Below are 16,811 nucleotides of genomic sequence, written 5' to 3'. Positions count from 1 at the left end.
CCCGCTCCACGGAACCACTCACTCCACCCGTTCGAGGTCGCTCAGGCGCATCGTCACGCCGAAGGGCTCATCGGACTCCTCGAAGTCCACGTCCACGAGAGTGCCGCCCTCACCGCTGTCGGCTGGGCCGCCGGTGCCCCTGTAGACCATGACGGAGCGGACGGCCTCACCCGCACTCGGATCGTATTCGCGCGCACGGCTGACGACCTCGTCGAGGTCGAAGTCCACTGCGTCGAGGTCCAGGAAGACGCCCCGCCACTCCGAGCCCTCACTGAGGGTGGGCAGACGGTCGGGCTGTACGGACAGGGAGAAGTACTCGCCCTCCCCGTCACGACCGTCGACGTAGGTGAACCCGTCGTTGAGGGTGACCCTGTCGATGTCGACGAGACCCGCCTCCTGTGCCGCCTCGATCGCGGCGGGCACACTGCCGTCCTCCATCGCGGGAACGGTGTCCAGATGGAGATCGAGCTCGAGCGGATCGGCCTCTGCCCCGCCGGCGTCCTCGCCGGTGCCGTCGCCGCCGCCCTGGGTGCCGGCCTCGGCCACGGCCTCGGGCACGTCGTCCCCACCGGCGACCGCCCTCACGAGGCCGAACGCGGCACCGCCGGACAGCAGCACGACCGCGAGCGCCGCCACCCCGCCGCCGCGCCGGCGCTCCCGCGGATCGGCCGAGTCGAACGGCACATCCGCCACGAGCGCCTCGAGCTCCGCGAAGCTCACGGCCTGCTCCGCAGCGGCCAGCCGCTCCTCGTAGAGGGCGTCCGTGAGCCGGCCCTCCGCCATGGCGGCCGCCAGCGCATCCGTGTAGCGCGCCTTCTCGCTGCGGGAGGGCCGGAGGCCGCTCCGCGCGCCGCCCGCCCTCACTCGCCCACCTTCACGAGCGCGCCGCCGTCCGCGGACCAGACCACCGAACCGCCGCCCTCGCCATAGTCGTTGGCGGCCATGCGCACCTCGATGAGGGGACGCGACATGTCCACTCCCACGTACCGGGAGCCGGACGAATCGACCCGCGCCCAGACGGACTCCGGCGCCACGCCCGCCATGCCCGTCGTCTCCTCGTACACCTCCGGCGCGGACTCGACCATGCGTGCGACCAGTTCCGGGTCGAGCTGATGGACGTCGAACACGAGCGCGTCACGCGTGCCCGGTTCGTAGGTGCCGCCGGGGCTGGACTCCGGCTCGCGCCCGTCGTAGAGGAGGAGGTCGTCGTACCGGTTGCCGCCGACAGCCACCTGGGCGGAGGCGTATCCCGGATACAGGGAGACGTCGGAGACCTCCGTGCTCTCCTCGCTCAGCGCCTCGAGGCCGCGGAGCACGGCCGCCCTGTCGAGGACGGGGTCCTCTTCCGACTCACCGGCGGACTCGGGGACCTCACCGGCGTCGTCGCCGGACGATGAGGGGAGGAGCGCCCCGCCGTTGCCGGCGAGCACACCGCCCACGATCCCCACGGCCGCGGCTGCGGTGAACACACGCCCCCAGCGCACTCTCCGAGGTCCGCGGCCGGCCTCGCCCGGAGTGACCCGCGCACCCTGCGGCACGGGCAGACCGCCGCGAGGCAGGCCGGAGATCTGCGCCTCCAGCCCCTTGAGCGTCTCGCACCTGCCCATGCGGGTGAGCCGGGCCTCGAACTCCTCATCGTCGAGCCGCCCCTCCGCGTATCCGCGGGAGAGCACGTCGCGGTAGGCGTCGCGCTGCGTGAAGGAGGGTCTGTCGGTGACACGGGGCTGGGCCATACCAGTATTCTGCACCGCTCGGAGAATGCACCGCACCGAGGCCGGCCCGGGCATCCGCCGGAGCCGCACATACAGTGCCCATTGCATTACTGTGTCTCACACAGTATCGTGTGAGATATGAGCACCTCCGAGCCCGAGGCCCTCGCCACGCACCTGCAGGAGATCCGCAGGGGCACCGTCGTCCTCGCGAGCCTCGTCGCATGCAGACGCCCGCAGTACGGCTACTCACTGCTGAGCAGCCTGGAGGAGTCCGGCATCCACGTGGAGGCCAACACCCTCTACCCGCTTCTCCGCCGCCTGGAGAAGCAGGGCCTGCTCGCGGCCGAATGGAACACGGAGGAAGCCCGGCCGCGGAAGTACTACACCCTCACGGAGGACGGCGCACAGGTCGCGCAGACCCTCCGCGACGACTGGCTCGCCCTCACCGCGAGCCTCACCGCCCTCTGGAAGGACGCGCAGTCATGAGTACGCTCACCACCGCTTACACGGATGCCGTCGCGGCACGGGTGCCGGAGGCCGGCAGGGAGGAGATCGCCCGCGAGGTCGCGGCGATGATCGAGGAGATGGTCGAGGCCCGCCTGGAGCAGGCGGGGCCGGACCACGACGAGCCGGAGCATGCGGCCGTCGAGCGCGAGGTCCTCGAGGAGCTGGGAGATCCCGCGCGGCTCGCACGCGAGTACGCACGGACGCCGCAGCACCTCATCGGCCCGGACTGGTACCCCGTGTTCCTCTGGTGCGTCCGCTGGATCCTGCCGCTCGCTGGCGTGTGCGCACTGGTGGCGAACGGCGTCGTCTACGCGGCGACGGAACCGGAGCCGCACCTCGGCGGGCTCATCGGCGCGACCCTGGGAGAGGCCATCGGGGCAGTGCTGACCGCGTTCGCCGCCGTCACCCTCCTGCTGGCGGTCGTCGAACGGACCACCGCGCCCGAGGCCGCCCCGGGCAACCGCAGGAAGTGGACCGTCGAGATGCTGCAGGGCAGGGCGCCGTCGGGTTCCACCGTGCGCGCGGATGCGACCGTGAGCCTGGTCCTCCTGGCGCTCCTCGCCGCACTGCCGTTCGTCCCCACGACGTTCCTCTACGTGGGGCACCTCAACAACGGCGAGACCTTCGTCAATCCAGAACTGGGGGCGGGGTGGCTGGCCGGCTACTGGGCGCTGCTGGCACTGCTCGCGGTCACGGAGGCATGGAAGGCCGTGCAGGCTCGGCTCACACCGGCGAATGCGTTCACCGGCATCGCGGTCGATGCGGTGCTCACGGCATTCCTCACGGTCGCGCTGCTCACCCAGCCGGTCCTGCACCCTGCCCTGGACGGCGACGGCCTCTTCGACACGCAGCTGCTCACGCTCGCAGGCGTGTGGGTCATCTTCGCCTGGGACCTCATCGCGACCCTCCGGGCGCTGCGCTCCCAGCGCCGCTGCTGACGACGACACGGCGACGACCGCGAACGCGTCCGGACACCCGCGTATGCATGGGTGTCCGGACACGTTCCCGGGCCCTCGGGTTTCCTGTGCCCCGGAATGCGCGCAGCCGCCCATGCCTATGTGGGCGGCTGCGTCCGGTCACAGGCGCGGGCCTCAGCTCAGCTGCGGCCCGCGCGCTCGCGCCGGCGCGGTCTCCCTCACCGAGAGGACGACGATGCCCGTGACCACCGCAGCTGCCGCGAGGTAGATGCCGGGGGACGCCGCGAAGCCCGTCTCCGCGACGAGCAGCGTCACGACGAAGGGCGCGGTCCCTCCGAAGAGCGAGACGGAGACGTTGTATCCCAGGGAGAACCCGCCGTAGCGCACGTCCGTCGAGAAGAGCTCGTTCGCCGCGGCGAGGACCGGACCCAGGAAGAAGCTCAGCAGGATGCCGAGCAGCACGTGGCAGGCGACGGCGAGGACGGCGCTGCCCGTCTGCATCCCGAGGAACAGCGGCACGCCCAGCAGGAGCGAGGTCACGCAGGAGAAGAGCAGCACCGGCCGGCGCCCCACCCGGTCGGAGAGCAGTCCGGTCACGGGAATGAGCGCGCACAGCACGGCCATCATGACGACGGCGGAGACGGAGCCGAGGAGCGCGCTGAACCCCAGCGTCACCGAAAGGTGGGTGGGCACGTAGGTGAGGATCACGTAGATCGCGACGTTCTGGAAGAGCGCGAACCCGGCGACGATGAGCACGGCCCTCCAGTGCCGGACCAGGGTTTCCTTGAGCGGGTTCTTCCGCACGCGCCCCTGCGCCCGCAGCGCGGTGAACTCCGGGGTCTCCTCCAGCCGCGAGCGGATGTAGAGGCCCACCGCACCCAGCGGGCCTGCGACGAGGAACGGGATCCGCCAGCCCCACTCGTGCATCTGCGACTCACTCAGCACCGCATTCATCACGAGCACCGTCGAGGCGCCCAGCAGGAAGCCGAGGATGCACCCCATCTCCACGAAGCTCACGAGGTAGCCCCGCCTCTCCCTGGGCGCGTACTCCGCGACGAAGGCCGAGGCACCGCCCATCTCCCCTCCCGCGGAGAAGCCCTGCACCAGCCGCAGGATCACCAGCAGCACGGGCGCGAGGATCCCGATCGTGGCATAGCCGGGCAGCAGACCGATGAGGAAGGTGGCGCCCGAGGCGGTGAGGATGACCGTGGCGAGCACCTTCCGCCGGCCGATCCTGTCTCCGATCGCGCCGAAGACGATCCCGCCGAGCGGCCGCACGATGAAGGCGGAGCCGAAGACGGCGAACGAGCTCAGCAGTGCGGCGGTGGGACTCGAGGACTCGAAGAAGACCTCGCCGATCACGACCGCGAGGTAGCCGTAGAGCGCCACGTCGAACCATTCGACGACGCTGCCGACGGAGGCGCCGACGGTCGCACGGCGCACGAGCGCGGGAGACGGAGGCGGAGCTGAGGCATCGGAGGTCGCGGGCGTGTCGGGGGCCATGGATTCGCTCCTCGGCTGCGGCGGGGACACGGAATGATGTGCTCCGCGTCACGCTACGCAGATCGTCGGACGAAATCAAGGGTCCTCAGTGCGAGGAGACCGGAACCCGTTCCAGGAGAGCGGCACGAGACTGGGCGAGATAGGTGCGCAGATACTCGGAGGCCGCACTCACCGCCCCGTCCGCGAGCAGGTCCACGAGCACCCGGTGCCGCTCCAGGAACGGGAGGTGGAAGTCCAGCGGCTCATCCATGTGCGCGTAGGCGAGGCGGAACTCCGCGAGGATCTGCGCGATCATCGCGTCCAGCCGCGGGGATCCCGCCAGTGCGACGAGTGCATGGTGGAACTCGATGCTCGCCGCGGCCACCCCCTGCCAGTCCTGCCGCACGGCCGCCCTGCGCCCGGCCTCGATGCCCGCCTCAAGGTCCGCCAGCCAGGCGATGCCGCTCGTGGCGCCGCCTCCCCCGCGACCGGCCGCCGCGAGCGCACCGCACTCCACGACCTCGCGCACCGCGAAGAGATCGGCGACGTCGTCACGGCCGAGCACGCGGACGAAGAAGCCGCGGCTGAGCTCGTGGACCACCAGCCTCTCGCGCACCAGCAGCTGCAGGCCCTCCCTCAGCGTGCTGCGGGAGACGCCCAGGTCAGCGCGCACCTCCTCCTCCGGCAGCTTGACCCCGGGCTGCACCGCCCCGCTGACGATCCTGCTTCGGATCTCACCCGCCACCCGATTGGCCGCACTGTGGACCCGCTCCTCGACTGCACTCACACCACCAACCTAGACGACCCGCCGCATCGCAGTCCGCCGGCTCCCTCCGACGGCGGAGGCCGTCCCGACGGCGCACGCCGCCCTTCCCCACAGACTCCTTGCAGATCGTCCGACGATCAGACACCATGAACGTGAAACAGTTCACAGACACGCACGACCGCACATCCGGAGGGCGCATGCAGAACAGGGAAACCACGGACGTCTCCCCGCTCCGGGTGGGCGTGGACATCGGCGGCACCTTCACGGACATCTCCGTCCTGGACGCAAGCGGGATCGTGGCGATCGGCAAGGTGCTCACCACCCACGGGAACCCCGCGGACGGCGTGGTGAGCTCCCTCGCGCAGGTCCTCGCCGCCCATTCCCTCGACCCCGCCCGGGTGGAGTGGCTGGTCCACGGCACCACCCTCGTGACGAACGCGCTCATCGAGAGGCGCGGCGCCCGCACCGCGCTCCTCACCACGGAGGGATTCCGCGACGTGGTGGAGATGGGCCGCGAGCACCGCTACGACCTCTACGACCTGGACATCGAGATGCCGGTGCCCCTGGTGCCGCGCAACCTGCGGATCGGGGTGCCGGAACGCACCCTGGCCTCGGGCGCGGTCGCCGTGCCCTTGAATGAGGACTTCCTGGTGCGAGCCGTGCAGGAGCTCGCGGCGGCCGGCGTCGAGGCCGTCGCGATCTGCTTCCTCCACTCCCACGTCAACCCGGAGCACGAACAGCGCGCACGCCGTCTCGTCGAGGAGACCGCGCCCGGCATGCGAGTGGCGCTCTCCAGCGACATCAACCCGGAGGTGCGCGAGTACGAGCGCTTCTCCACCACGCTGGCCAACGTCTACGTGCAGGGCGTCGTCGAGGACTATCTGGCGGAGCTCGCCGCCGGCCTCACCCGGATCGGAGTGCAGGACGCCCCGATGATCATGCTCTCGAACGGCGGCGTCACGGCGATCGAGGTGGCCCAGCGCTTCCCCATCCGCATGCTGGAATCCGGGCCGGCCGGCGGGGCGCTGGGTGCCATCGCGTTCGGCAGGGAGGCCGGCGACGCGGATCTCCTCGCGTTCGACATGGGCGGCACCACCGCCAAGCTCTGCATGATCGAGGACGGCCGCCCGCTGCTCGCCCACACCTTCGAGGTGGGCCGCTCGCACAAGCTCAAGCCCGGCTCCGGCCTCCCCGTGCGGGCTCCCGTCATCGACATGATCGAGATCGGGGCGGGCGGCGGGTCCATCGCCCGGGTGAACTCGCTGGGGCTCATCACGGTGGGCCCGGACTCCGCGGGCTCGGAGCCCGGGCCGGTCTGCTACGGGCAGGGCGGCACGCAGGTGACCGTCACGGACGCGGACCTCGTCCTGGGGCTGCTGGACCCCGCGAGCTTCCTGGGCGGGCGGATGCCGCTGGACAGGGAGGCGGCGGTGAGCGCGGTGCGCACGCAGATCGCGGAGCCGCTGGGCGTCTCCGTCGACGAGGCCGCCTGGGGCATCCACGCCACCGTCAACGCGAACATGGCCGACGCCGCCCGCGTCCACGCCATCGAGCGGGGGCGAGAGGTGGACCGGCTGCCGGTGTTCGTCTCCGGCGGCAACGGCCCCCTCCACGGCCCGGGCGTGGCCCAGGCGCTGGGCTCCCCGTCGTTCCTCGCGCCGCCGGCCGCCGGAGTGCTCAGCACGCTGGGCTTCCTCTCCGCGCCGCCGTCCATCGACGTGGTCCGCTCCCGCTTCGCCGTGGTCCGGCCGGGCATCGAGACCACCGCCGAGGCCGCCTTCCGCGAGCTGGAGGACGAGGCGCGTGCGCTGCTGCTCGCCTCCGGGGTGCCGGGAGCGCAGGTGCACTGCGAGCGCTCCGCGGACATGCGCTTCGCCGGTCAGGGCGCGGAGGTGGAGGTGCCGCTGGCGGAGGGCGCGGACCCCACCGCCGAGGTGCTCGAGGAGGCCTTCCGCAGGGTGTACACCCAGCGGTTCGGCGAGGTGGCGCCGCACGGCGTGGGGATCGAGGTGCTCAACTGGCGGGTGCGCGCCTCTGGTCCGGAGCCGGACCAGCCCCTGCGCTTCGAGGGCGCGAACGGCGATGAGGCAGGACAGGCCGCGGCCAGTGCCCCCGTTCCGGCGGGAGCGGCGGAACCAGCGACGACCGAGGCCGGCACCCCCACCGGTGCGGGCCCGGATGCGTCCGGCCCGCTCATCGGCCACCGTTCGGTCTGCCTCGGGCCCGAGGCCGGCCGCCGGGAGGTGCCCGTCTACGCCCGCCTCCGCCTGCCGGAGGGCTTCGAGACGCAGGGACCCGCGCTCATCGAGGAGACCGAGTCGACCCTGTTCGTCCCACCCGGCGCACACTGCCGGATGGGCGCGGACCAGACGGTCCGTGTGACGTTCGCGGCCGCAGCCGGCACAGCCGGGACGGGCACGGCCGGAACGGACACAGCAGCGACGGCCGCAGCCGGCACGTCCACAGCAGAGGAGGAAGCATGAACCGCGCAGCCGATCCGGTGGTCGTGGGACTGGTAGCCAACCGCCTGCACTCGATCCTCGACGAGCAGCAGTCCGCGCTCATCAGCACCGCGTTCAGCCCGGTGGTGCGTGAGTCCTACGACCTCGCGTGCGCGGTGTTCGACTCGCGGGGACGGATGATCGGGCAGTCGCGGTCCGGCACCCCGGGCCACATCAATGCGATGGCGACCGGCATGGAGCACATCGCCGCGCGGTTCCCCCACAGCGAGCTGGCCGACGGCGACGTGCTCATCACCAACGACCCGTGGATGACGGCGGGCCAGATCAACGACATCACGATCGCCACCCCGTTCTTCCGCGAGGGGCGTCTGGTGGCGTGGTTCGCCAGCTGCTGCCATTCGCCAGACATCGGCGGCCGGATCCTCTCCGCGGAGGCGCGCGAGGTGTACGAGGAGGGCCTGCGGATCCCCCTCATGAAGCTGCGGACCGCGGCGGGTCCGGACACCACGCTGGAGCAGCTCATCCGCACCAATGTGCGCACGCCGGACGAGACGATGGGCGACATCTACGCGCAGGTCGCCTCCAACCAGGTGGGGGCGCGGAGCCTGTTCGCGCTCATGGACGAGCACGGGCTGGAGGAGATCGACTCCGTGGCCGCGGAGATCATGGACCGCTCGGAGCGGGCGCTGCGGGAGCGGATCGCGCAGCTGGCCAACGGCCGGTACTCCGCGGCGATGGAGGTGGACGGGTTCGGCGGCGAGTCGCTGCTGCTGGCGGTGACGGTGACCGTCGACGGCGAGCAGATCGGGATCGACTACGCCGGCTCCTCGCCCCAGTCCCGGTACGGCGTGAATGTGGTGCTCAACTACACCCGCGCCTACACCTCCTTCGCGATCAAGGCAGCCCTCGCGCCCGAGGTGCCCCACAACGAGGGCTCCTTCCGCCCCGTGACCACGACGGCGCCGGAGGGCAGCGTACTGGGCTGTGTGGATCCCGCGCCGGTGGCGTCGCGGCACCTCGTGGGGCATTTCCTGCCCAGCCTCGTCTTCCAGGCGCTGCGCCCGGCGGTGCCGGAGGGTCTGCCCGCGGCGAGCGCGGACGCGCTGTGGATGACGGTGTGGCGCGGTCTCGTGAGCGAGGGCGGAGTCGGCACCGAGGCCGCTGTCGCCGAGGCGAGCGCAGGCAGCAAGGCGGCACACTTCACACTCACGTCGTTCGGCGCCGGCGGCAGCGGCGGCAGGCCGCGGAAGGACGGGCTCACCACCACCGGGTTCCCCACCGGTGTGCGCGCGGCTCCCACGGAGGTGCTGGAGACGCTCACTCCCCTCGTGCAGATGCAGCGGGAGCTGCGGCCGGACTCCGCAGGTCCGGGTGCGCACCGCGGCGGCCTCGGCCAGCAGATCCGGGTGCGGCGGAGCGGCAAGGGATCCTGGTCCGTGAATGCGAACGTGGACCGCGTGGACTTCCCCGCCCCCGGCGCGCTGGGCGGAGCAGCGGGCGCGGCCGGCTCATTCACCGATGCGCTCACGGGCGAACCGCTGCCGCGCAAGGCGCAGGTGTTCCTCGAGGACGATTCGCTAGTCGCCCTGCAGTTCCCCGGCGGCGGGGGCTACGGCGATCCGCACCGCCGACCGGTGGAGGAGGTGCTGCGCGACGTGGTGGGCGGATACGTCTCCGTGCGCAGCGCCCGGGAGCACTACGGCGTGGCCGTCGAGTACCGGGGGCCGGCGGACGCGATCGTGCGGACCGAGGACATGTACGCCGTGGACGAGGAGGAGACCGCCCGGCTGCGCGGCCGGTAGGCGGAATGCGCCGGCCGGCCCGGACGACTCCACGCCGAGCGATGACCGCACCCGGCCGAGCTGCCGGCCCGTGCAGCGGGCCCGTGTCCGTGCCGGCAGACATAATGGCGGCATGGCAGGAGCAGACGGTCACGCACCACGCGCCACCGAGCCGCAGACACCTGACGGGCAGGCCGCGCTCGCGGGGTTCTCCCCTGCCACGCGGGACTGGTTCATCCGCCGCTTCTCCCAGCCCACGCCCGTGCAGAGCGGCACCTGGCAGACCGTCGCCTCCGGGGCGCACGCCCTCGTCGTGGCGCCCACGGGCTCCGGCAAGACGCTCGCGGCGTTCCTCCACGCCATCGATCACCTGACGCAGGAGAAGACAGCCGCCGCCGAGGCCGTCCCGGACAGCGCCGGCACACCCGCCACCCGCGTCCTCTACGTCTCCCCGGTCAAGGCCCTCGCCGCGGACATCCGCAGGAACCTCGACGCGCCCCTCGCCGGTGTCGATGCCGAACGCGAGGCCCGCGGCGAACCGCGCTCCGGCATCTCCGTGGGGATGCGCACCGGCGACACGCCTGCCGCCGAGCGTGCGAGGCTGGTCCGCCGTCCACCGGACATCCTCGTCACCACCCCGGAGTCGCTGTTCCTCATGCTCACCTCCCGAGCTGCGGAGACGCTGCGCGGCGTGCGCACCGTGATCGTCGACGAGGTGCACTCCGTCGCGGGCACCAAGCGGGGCTCCCACCTGGCACTCTCCCTCGCACGTCTCGACGCGCTGCTGCCCGCCCCGGCGCAGCGGATCGGCCTCTCCGCCACGGTGAGCCCGGTGGACGCGGTGGCGTCGTTCCTGGGCGGCGAGGCACCCGTGACGGTGGTGCGTCCCCCGGCGCAGCGGGTGCCGGACGTGCGCATCGCGGTTCCCGTCGAGGATCTGGGCGACATCGCCGGCGGTGCCACTGACCGGAGCCCGGACGGCACACCCGTCCTCAGCGCCTCCGCCCGTGAACGCACCGGATCGATCTGGCCGCACATCGAGGCGAGCATCCTCGACGACGTGCTCGCGCACCGCTCCACGCTCGTCTTCGTCAATTCCCGCGGACTGGCGGAGAAGCTCACCGCCCGGCTCAACGAGCTGCACGCGGAGCGGCACGGCGCGCAACCGGCGCCGGTGCTGCACTCCGCCAACGGCTCCACCGTCGGCCGCACCTCTCCTCCCGCACGAGACCCCGAGCTCCCGCTGCCGGACGCCGTGCCCGCACCTCGACAGCCCCACCCGTCAGCTGATCCACCTGAAGCTGCTGCGGGCTCCGAGCCCGGGGCCCCTCCGGAGATCATCGCCCGCGCACACCACGGCTCCGTCTCCAAGGAGCAGCGTCTCCTCGTCGAGAACGAGCTGAAGTCCGGCGAGCTGTGCTGCGTCGTGGCGACCTCCAGCCTGGAGCTCGGCATCGACATGGGCGAGGTGGACCTCGTCGTCCAGGTCGCCGCTCCCCCGGACGCCGCCAGCGGCCTGCAGCGGGTGGGCCGTGCCAACCACCAGGTGGGAGGCACCGCCCGCGGCATCGTGTATCCGCGCACACGGCGGGATCTGCTCGAGGCCGCCGTCATCGTCGAACGCATGGAGCACGGTGAGCTCGAACCGCTCTCGCCCCCGGCCAACCCGCTCGACGTGCTCGCCCAGCACACGGTCTCCGCACTCGTGCGGGAGGAGCTGACGGCGGACGAGTGGTACACCGTCGTCCGCCGCAGCCACCCTTTCCGCAACCTCACCCGTGCGGCCTTCGAATCGGTGCTCGGCATGCTCGCCGGGCGCTGGTCGTCGGAGGAGTTCGCGGGCCTGCGTCCGCAGATCGTCTGGGACCGGGAGACCGGCGCCCTCACCGCGCGCCCCGGTGCACAGCGGCTCGCCACCACCAACGCGGGCACCATCCCGGACCGCGGTGCGTACTCCGTCATGCTGCCGGAGGGGGAGGAAGCCACCGGCGCCAGGCGTGTGGGTGAGCTCGACGAGGAGATGGTCCACGAATCGCGCGTGGGCGACATCATCACTCTCGGTGCGGGCTCCTGGAGGGTGCAGGAGATCTCCACGGACCGAGTCACCGTGGTGCCCGCACCGGGCCGCTCCGCCCGCCTGCCCTTCTGGCACGGCGAGGGGCCCGGGCGGCCTGCGGAGCTGGGCGAGGCCATCGGGGAGTTCGTCCGCGAGTTCGAGAGGCAGGAGTCCGGGGAGCAGGAGTCCGAGGTGCCCGAGGCCTCGGGCACGGACCGCGTGCAGGCCAACCTCCGTGCGTTCTTCGCGGAACAGCGGCAGGCCACCGGGTGCGTCCCCACGGACACGGACCTCCTGCTGGAGATCTGCCCGGAGGAGACCGGCGATCTCCGCCTCGTCCTCCACTCCCCCTACGGCAGGCGCGTGCACGCACCGTGGGCGCTGGCGATCGGCGAGCGCCTGCGGGAGCTGGGCGGCGACGCCTCCGTCATGGCCGCGGACGACGGCATCGTCGCACGCCTGCCGGCGGACGGAGGCTGGGCGCGGATCACCGGGAGGGAGCACATTCCGCACCCGAGGTCCGGGGCGAGGGCCGAGCCCGATGACCTGCCGGTGACTCCGGAGACGCTCACCTTCGAACCGGAGGCGCTCGTGCACCGGGTCGAGCAGCTGGTGGGCGGCTCCGCCCTGTTCGCCGCGCGGTTCCGCGAATGCGCCGCCCGCGCCCTCCTCCTGCCCCGCCGGGACCCCGGCCGGCGCACGCCGCTGTGGCAGCAGCGTCTGCGGGCCGGTCAGCTGCTGGAGGCCGTCGCGGAGTTCCCGGACTTCCCCATCCTCGTCGAGACCGCCCGCGAGTGCCTGCAGGACGTCTACGACCTGCCCCGCCTGCAGGAGCTCATGCGCCGGATCCGCAGCGGCGGTGTCCGGATCCACGCCGTCCGCACGCAGGTGCCCTCGCCGTTCGCCGGGGACCTCCTGTTCGGCTACGTGGGTGAGTTCCTCTACGAGGGCGACCGTCCGCTGGCCGAACGCCGCGCCTCCACGCTCGCTCTGGACCCGGCGCTGCTGGCGGACCTCGTGGGCCGCGGCGAAGCGGCAGAGCTGTTGGACCCGGAGATCATCGCCGAGGTGGAGGCCGAGCTGCAGCGCGTGGTCCCGGGGCGTCGTGTCCGCGGCAGCGAGGGCGTCGCAGACCTGCTCCGTTCGCTGGGGCCGCTGACGGCGGCCGAGGTCGCACGGCGGCTGGAGACCGAACATGCCGCACCTTCCGAGTCCGGCACCGGGCCCGAGGCTGCACCCGAACACACCGTGTCCGCCGAACCGAGTGCTGCGCCCGAACCCGGTGCTGACGCTGAACCTGACACCGAACCCGGTGCTGACGCCGAGGGCCGCGACCGTGGTGCAGCAGAGGGTTCCCCTACCGCCGCAGAGGACCACCGGGCCGCAGCCCTGTCCGCGCTCCGGTCCTTGGAGTCCTCGGGCCGTGCGATCCGTCTGCGTGCGACCCGCCGTCCTGACCAGGATGACCGCGCCGCCCCCTCCACCACCGCCGCGAACGGCTCGGACGCACACGTCCTGTGGGCCGCCGTCGAGGACACCGGGCGACTGCGCGCGGTCCTGGGCGAGAGCATCGTGCCGGGGGATGTGCCTGCGGAGTTCCTCGACCCCGGTGCAGACCCTGCGGGAGAGCTCCTGCGCAGATTCGCGCGGACCCGCGGACTCTTCTCCGCCGCGGATGCCGCCGGCGCCCTGCAGACGGGAACCGCAACGGTGCAGCCCGTCCTCGGCCGCCTCCGCGAGGCAGGCACCCTCATCGCCCTGCCGGACGGCTGGGTCCACGCGGACGTCTTCGCCCGCATCCGCAGACGCGCGCTCCGCGCCGCCAGGGAAGCCACCCGCCCGGTCCCGGCTGCCGCGTACGCCCGCCTGCTCCTCGAACGACAGCACCTCCTGCGGCCGCTCCACGGCGCGGACGGACTCGTCCGGGTCGTCGAACAGCTCTCCGGCCTCGCCCTGCCGGCATCCCTGTGGGAGTCGGCGGTGCTCCCCGCCCGGGTGGCGGACTACTCGCCGCAGCTCCTCGACCAGCTCATCGGCTCCGGCGAGATCGGCTGGGCGTCCGCGAGCCCGCCCGGCTCCATCCGGAGCAGTCGGCCCTCCGCAGCCCGGCGGTCCGCCCGGTCACCCGCCGCACCGACCGGCACCGGGCCGCAGGACCCCGCCGCAGTGCCGCCGGATCCCGGAACCGAGCGGGACCCTCTCGTGTCCCTGCATCTCACCGAGCTCCGGGAGGAGACGCTGCCGGCGGAGGAGGATGACGGATTCACCACGCTGGAGGAGGCGGTCGTCGCCGCACTCTCCTCCGGCGGAGCATGGACGGCGGGGGAGATCGCCGCACGCGTGGATGCGGCGGGAGCAGGGAGCACACGCACGGAGAGTGCGCCGCCGGGAGCCCTGCATGCGGATGCGGCGGGAGTCTCCTCCGCCGGCCTCCGCGCGGCGCTGTGGAGCCTGACCCGGCGCGGGCTCGTCACCTCCGACTCCTTCTCCCCCGTCCGCGCCGCGTATGAGGTTCCGGCCGCCGGGGCGGCGAGCCGCGGAGCAGCCGCGTCCGCACGCCGGAGCGGGCGCGCTGCTGCCTCTCGCCGAGGTCGCGGCAGGGGCCTGCGCGGCTCACCGCTGGGGGCGTCGTACAGCTCGTCGTATCGCTCGCTTCCTCCCGCCGCGGACAGGACGTCCCCCGCCTCGGCACCGGGATCAGACCCGCACCACGGCACCCCGGGACGGCCGCAGCCGGACGGGTCCCCGCTGCCGGCGACGGATCCGCTGCTCCGCGGTCGCTGGACGCTCACTCGGACGGACCCCGTGGACCCCACGGAACGGGCGCTGGGTTTCGCGGAGTCCCTGCTGGACCGTCACGGCGTGGTGACCCGCGCCGCGGCAGAAGCGGAGAAGGTGCCCGGCGGCTTCCCCGTGCTGCAGCGGGTGTTCGCCGGACTCGAGGACGCCGGACACACCGTGCGGGGGCGTTTCGTCACGGGGATGGGCGGAGCCCAGTTCGCCGAGCACACCACGGTGGACCGGCTGCGGGAGCTCGCCGAGTCCGGAAGCCCCGGTCCGGTCGCCCTCTCGGCGGCGGATCCGGCCAACCCCTTCGGCCGCGCACTGCCGTGGCCGGCATCTGCCCCGGGTCCGCATGCGCAGAGCGCTCCGATCAGGCCCGCCCGGGCTGCCGGGGCACTCCTCGTCATCGACGACGGCCGCCTCGTCGCCTGGCTCTCCCGCGGAGGGAGGTCGATGCTCACGTTCCCGGAGGCGGGCACCGTCCTCGGCGCGGCGGCCTCCCCTGGGCCGGAGTCGTCCTCCGGCCCCGCTGAGGCGGAGAGCCCACCGGAATACGCACATCCCGAGCGGGCGGCGGCTGTCCTCGTGGACGCGGCGCACCGTGCCCGCATGGCCGGTTTCACGCTGGAGACGATCGACGGCCGCTCCGCGCTCAGCCACCCGTGGGCGTCCGCGCTCAAAGAGGCGGGTCTCTCCGTCACACCCCGCGGGCTGCGCTTCTACGGCTGAGCGGACACCGCACACGGGCCTGCCCACCCACGTATGCCCGGGTGTCCGGCGGTGTGTCCGGTGCGACCGGCTCAGCCCGCACCCACCAGCAGCATCGTGCCGCCCAGCGTGATCCCGGAGAGGATGAGCGTGATGGTCGTGTAGCCGAGGATCTCCCGGACCTTCAGCCCCGCCACGGCCAGCAGCGGGATCGCCCAGAAGGGCTGGATCATGTTCGTCCACTGGTCGCCGTAGGCGATCGCCATGACGACGACCTCCTGCTGCACGCCCAGCGCGTCCGCGGGTGCCGCGAAGAGCGGTGCCATCACCTCGAACTGACCGCCGCCGGAGGGGATGAACATGTTGAGCACCCCGGCTGCGAGGAACGCGAAGAAGCCCAGGGTCGCGGGGCTGGAGATGTCGATGAAGAACTCACTCACGATCACGGTGAGTCCGCTCGCGCTCATCATCCCGATGAGCCCGGCGTAGAGCGGGTACTGGAGCAGCACCTCGCTGACGGTGCGTCCGCCCTCGGCCACGAGCGAGGCGAGCTCCCGCGCGTTGCCCACCAGCAGCAGGATGAGGCAGAGCAGGGTCCAGTTGACGATGTCCAGGTTGAGGTCGAAGCCGTTGCTGCCGAAGTGCATGACCAGGTAGATGCCGAAGAAGACGCCCAGGAGGGCCGTGAAGCCCCGGAAGTGCTCCATCCACTCGGCCGGCGTGCGCGCGCCGTCGCGCACCTCTCCCGTCTGCGCATGCGCACCGGCGGCGTCACCGCCCGTGCCGGTCCCCGCGTCCGCGGACGCACCCGCACCGCCGCCGCCTCCGCCCGGCAGGGCGAAGATGGCGTCCGGAGCCGTGACGATCTCGTTCTCCCGCTTGGGGGTCATGAGCATCATCGCCACCGTCACCACCGCGAGCGTGACGAAGGCGGCCGTGATGTTCCACCAGGAGAAGGTGGTGCGGGTGATCTCGATGAGCCCGCCGGGCAGGTCCGTGTACGCCCCGCCGTCCGTCGCGGCGTTGAGCGGGCCGGACCCGGAGTACCCCATGTGCCAGATGACGAAGCCGCTGTAGCCCGAGGCCACCAGCAGCGGGTAGTGGAGCTTCATCCCTCGCTGCCTGGCCGCACGCGCCACCTCGACCGCCATCACACCGCCCACCACCAGGCCCAGGCCGAAGCTGATGAGGGAGGCGAGCCCGGCCACGACGGTCACGAAGCCGTAGGCCGCGGCAGGCGTCTTGGGCAGCCCGGCGATGCGGACGAGCAGGCGGTGCACGGGATGCGTGTTCGCCAGGGTGTAGCCCAGCAGCAGCACGAGGCAGACCTGCGTCATGAACGCGAGGAGTCCGATCAGTCCCTCGCCCCATCCCATCACCAGTTCGCCGGGCGTCGTGTCCGTCATGGTCAGGGCGGCCACCGCGGCGATGACGGTGAGGACGATCGCGAGGATGAGGGGGCCGGGAAGCCACCTCTCCACGAGGTAGACGACCGGGCGGGCTATCACTCGAAGCACGGGAGCAGTCCTTTCGTCGCCGGTTCGTCTCCGGCATCGTCGCCGGAGGCCATCAGGAGGAACCTCACCTGCCCGCGCCGCCGGGCGGACCGCGTCGCCGGCGAGGGCAGACGTGTGTG

The 16,811-nt window shown here is 72.3% G+C and carries 10 protein-coding genes; 5 read left to right on the top strand and 5 right to left on the bottom strand.

The window, feature by feature from the left end:
• Window positions 1–18: 18 nt before the first annotated feature.
• Together ABD240_RS10120 and ABD240_RS10115 are read right to left on the bottom strand one after the other, a co-directional pair.
• The gene (locus ABD240_RS10120) at window positions 19–864 is read right to left on the bottom strand and encodes a DUF1707 SHOCT-like domain-containing protein (protein ID WP_344337064.1); all 846 of its coding nucleotides are present in this window, start codon (window positions 862–864) and stop codon (window positions 19–21) included.
• On the bottom strand, window positions 861–1,733 hold the full coding sequence (locus tag ABD240_RS10115; RefSeq protein WP_344337063.1) for a DUF1707 domain-containing protein: 873 nt from the start codon (window positions 1,731–1,733) through the stop codon (window positions 861–863). Before ABD240_RS10115 ends, ABD240_RS10120 begins: the two co-directional genes overlap by 4 nt.
• A gap of 117 nt (window positions 1,734–1,850) precedes the next feature.
• Between ABD240_RS10115 and ABD240_RS10110 the strand changes: the two genes are divergently transcribed.
• Window positions 1,851–2,198 carry a PadR family transcriptional regulator gene (locus ABD240_RS10110; RefSeq protein ID WP_344337062.1) on the top strand — a complete coding sequence of 116 codons (348 nt, stop codon included), beginning with the start codon at window positions 1,851–1,853 and terminating at the stop codon, window positions 2,196–2,198.
• Window positions 2,195–3,157 (top strand): HAAS signaling domain-containing protein, encoded by a 963-nt coding sequence (locus ABD240_RS10105; protein WP_291792920.1) that lies wholly within the window; start codon window positions 2,195–2,197, stop codon window positions 3,155–3,157. The genes ABD240_RS10110 and ABD240_RS10105 overlap by 4 nt, the downstream gene beginning before the upstream one ends.
• Window positions 3,158–3,310: 153 nt before the next feature.
• On the opposite strand, the gene ABD240_RS10100 is transcribed toward ABD240_RS10105, so the two are convergent.
• Window positions 3,311–4,639: an MFS transporter gene (locus ABD240_RS10100; RefSeq protein ID WP_344337061.1), complete on the bottom strand. Its 1,329-nt coding sequence runs from the start codon at window positions 4,637–4,639 to the stop codon at window positions 3,311–3,313.
• Window positions 4,640–4,724: 85 nt separating this feature from the next.
• Complete coding sequence (locus tag ABD240_RS10095; RefSeq protein WP_344337060.1) at window positions 4,725–5,405, bottom strand: GntR family transcriptional regulator; 681 nt, start codon at window positions 5,403–5,405, stop codon at window positions 4,725–4,727.
• A gap of 176 nt (window positions 5,406–5,581) precedes the next feature.
• Between ABD240_RS10095 and ABD240_RS10090 the strand changes: the two genes are divergently transcribed.
• From ABD240_RS10090 to ABD240_RS10080, 3 genes are all read left to right on the top strand, one after another.
• A complete protein-coding gene (locus tag ABD240_RS10090; RefSeq protein WP_344337059.1) occupies window positions 5,582–7,867 on the top strand; it encodes a hydantoinase/oxoprolinase family protein in 2,286 nt (761 codons plus the stop codon).
• On the top strand, window positions 7,864–9,648 hold the full coding sequence (locus tag ABD240_RS10085) for a hydantoinase B/oxoprolinase family protein (RefSeq protein ID WP_344337058.1): 1,785 nt from the start codon (window positions 7,864–7,866) through the stop codon (window positions 9,646–9,648). The genes ABD240_RS10090 and ABD240_RS10085 overlap by 4 nt, the downstream gene beginning before the upstream one ends.
• Window positions 9,649–9,760: 112 nt before the next feature.
• Window positions 9,761–15,196, top strand: coding sequence for a DEAD/DEAH box helicase (locus ABD240_RS10080; protein WP_344337057.1), 5,436 nt, complete (start codon window positions 9,761–9,763; stop codon window positions 15,194–15,196).
• Between the two features lie 71 nt (window positions 15,197–15,267).
• On the opposite strand, the gene ABD240_RS10075 is transcribed toward ABD240_RS10080, so the two are convergent.
• The gene (locus ABD240_RS10075; RefSeq protein WP_344337056.1) at window positions 15,268–16,692 is read right to left on the bottom strand and encodes a short-chain fatty acid transporter; all 1,425 of its coding nucleotides are present in this window, start codon (window positions 16,690–16,692) and stop codon (window positions 15,268–15,270) included.
• Window positions 16,693–16,811 lie beyond the last annotated feature (119 nt).

The organism is Brevibacterium salitolerans, assembly GCF_039531405.1.
GTDB lineage: Bacteria > Actinomycetota > Actinomycetes > Actinomycetales > Brevibacteriaceae > Brevibacterium > Brevibacterium salitolerans.
This window is presented reverse-complemented; position numbering and strand designations above follow the sequence as displayed.

Excerpts from the sequence above, each read along its gene's own strand:
- ABD240_RS10080 (WP_344337057.1), top strand. The coding sequence starts at position 9,761 with ATGGCAGGAGCAGACGGTCACGCACCACGCGCCACCGAGCCGCAGACA.
- ABD240_RS10085 (WP_344337058.1), top strand. The coding sequence starts at position 7,864 with ATGAACCGCGCAGCCGATCCGGTGGTCGTGGGACTGGTAGCCAACCGC.
- ABD240_RS10110 (WP_344337062.1), top strand. The coding sequence starts at position 1,851 with ATGAGCACCTCCGAGCCCGAGGCCCTCGCCACGCACCTGCAGGAGATC.
- ABD240_RS10115 (WP_344337063.1), bottom strand. The coding sequence starts at position 1,733 with ATGGCCCAGCCCCGTGTCACCGACAGACCCTCCTTCACGCAGCGCGAC.
- ABD240_RS10090 (WP_344337059.1), top strand. The coding sequence starts at position 5,582 with ATGCAGAACAGGGAAACCACGGACGTCTCCCCGCTCCGGGTGGGCGTG.
- ABD240_RS10100 (WP_344337061.1), bottom strand. The coding sequence starts at position 4,639 with ATGGCCCCCGACACGCCCGCGACCTCCGATGCCTCAGCTCCGCCTCCG.
- ABD240_RS10105 (WP_291792920.1), top strand. The coding sequence starts at position 2,195 with ATGAGTACGCTCACCACCGCTTACACGGATGCCGTCGCGGCACGGGTG.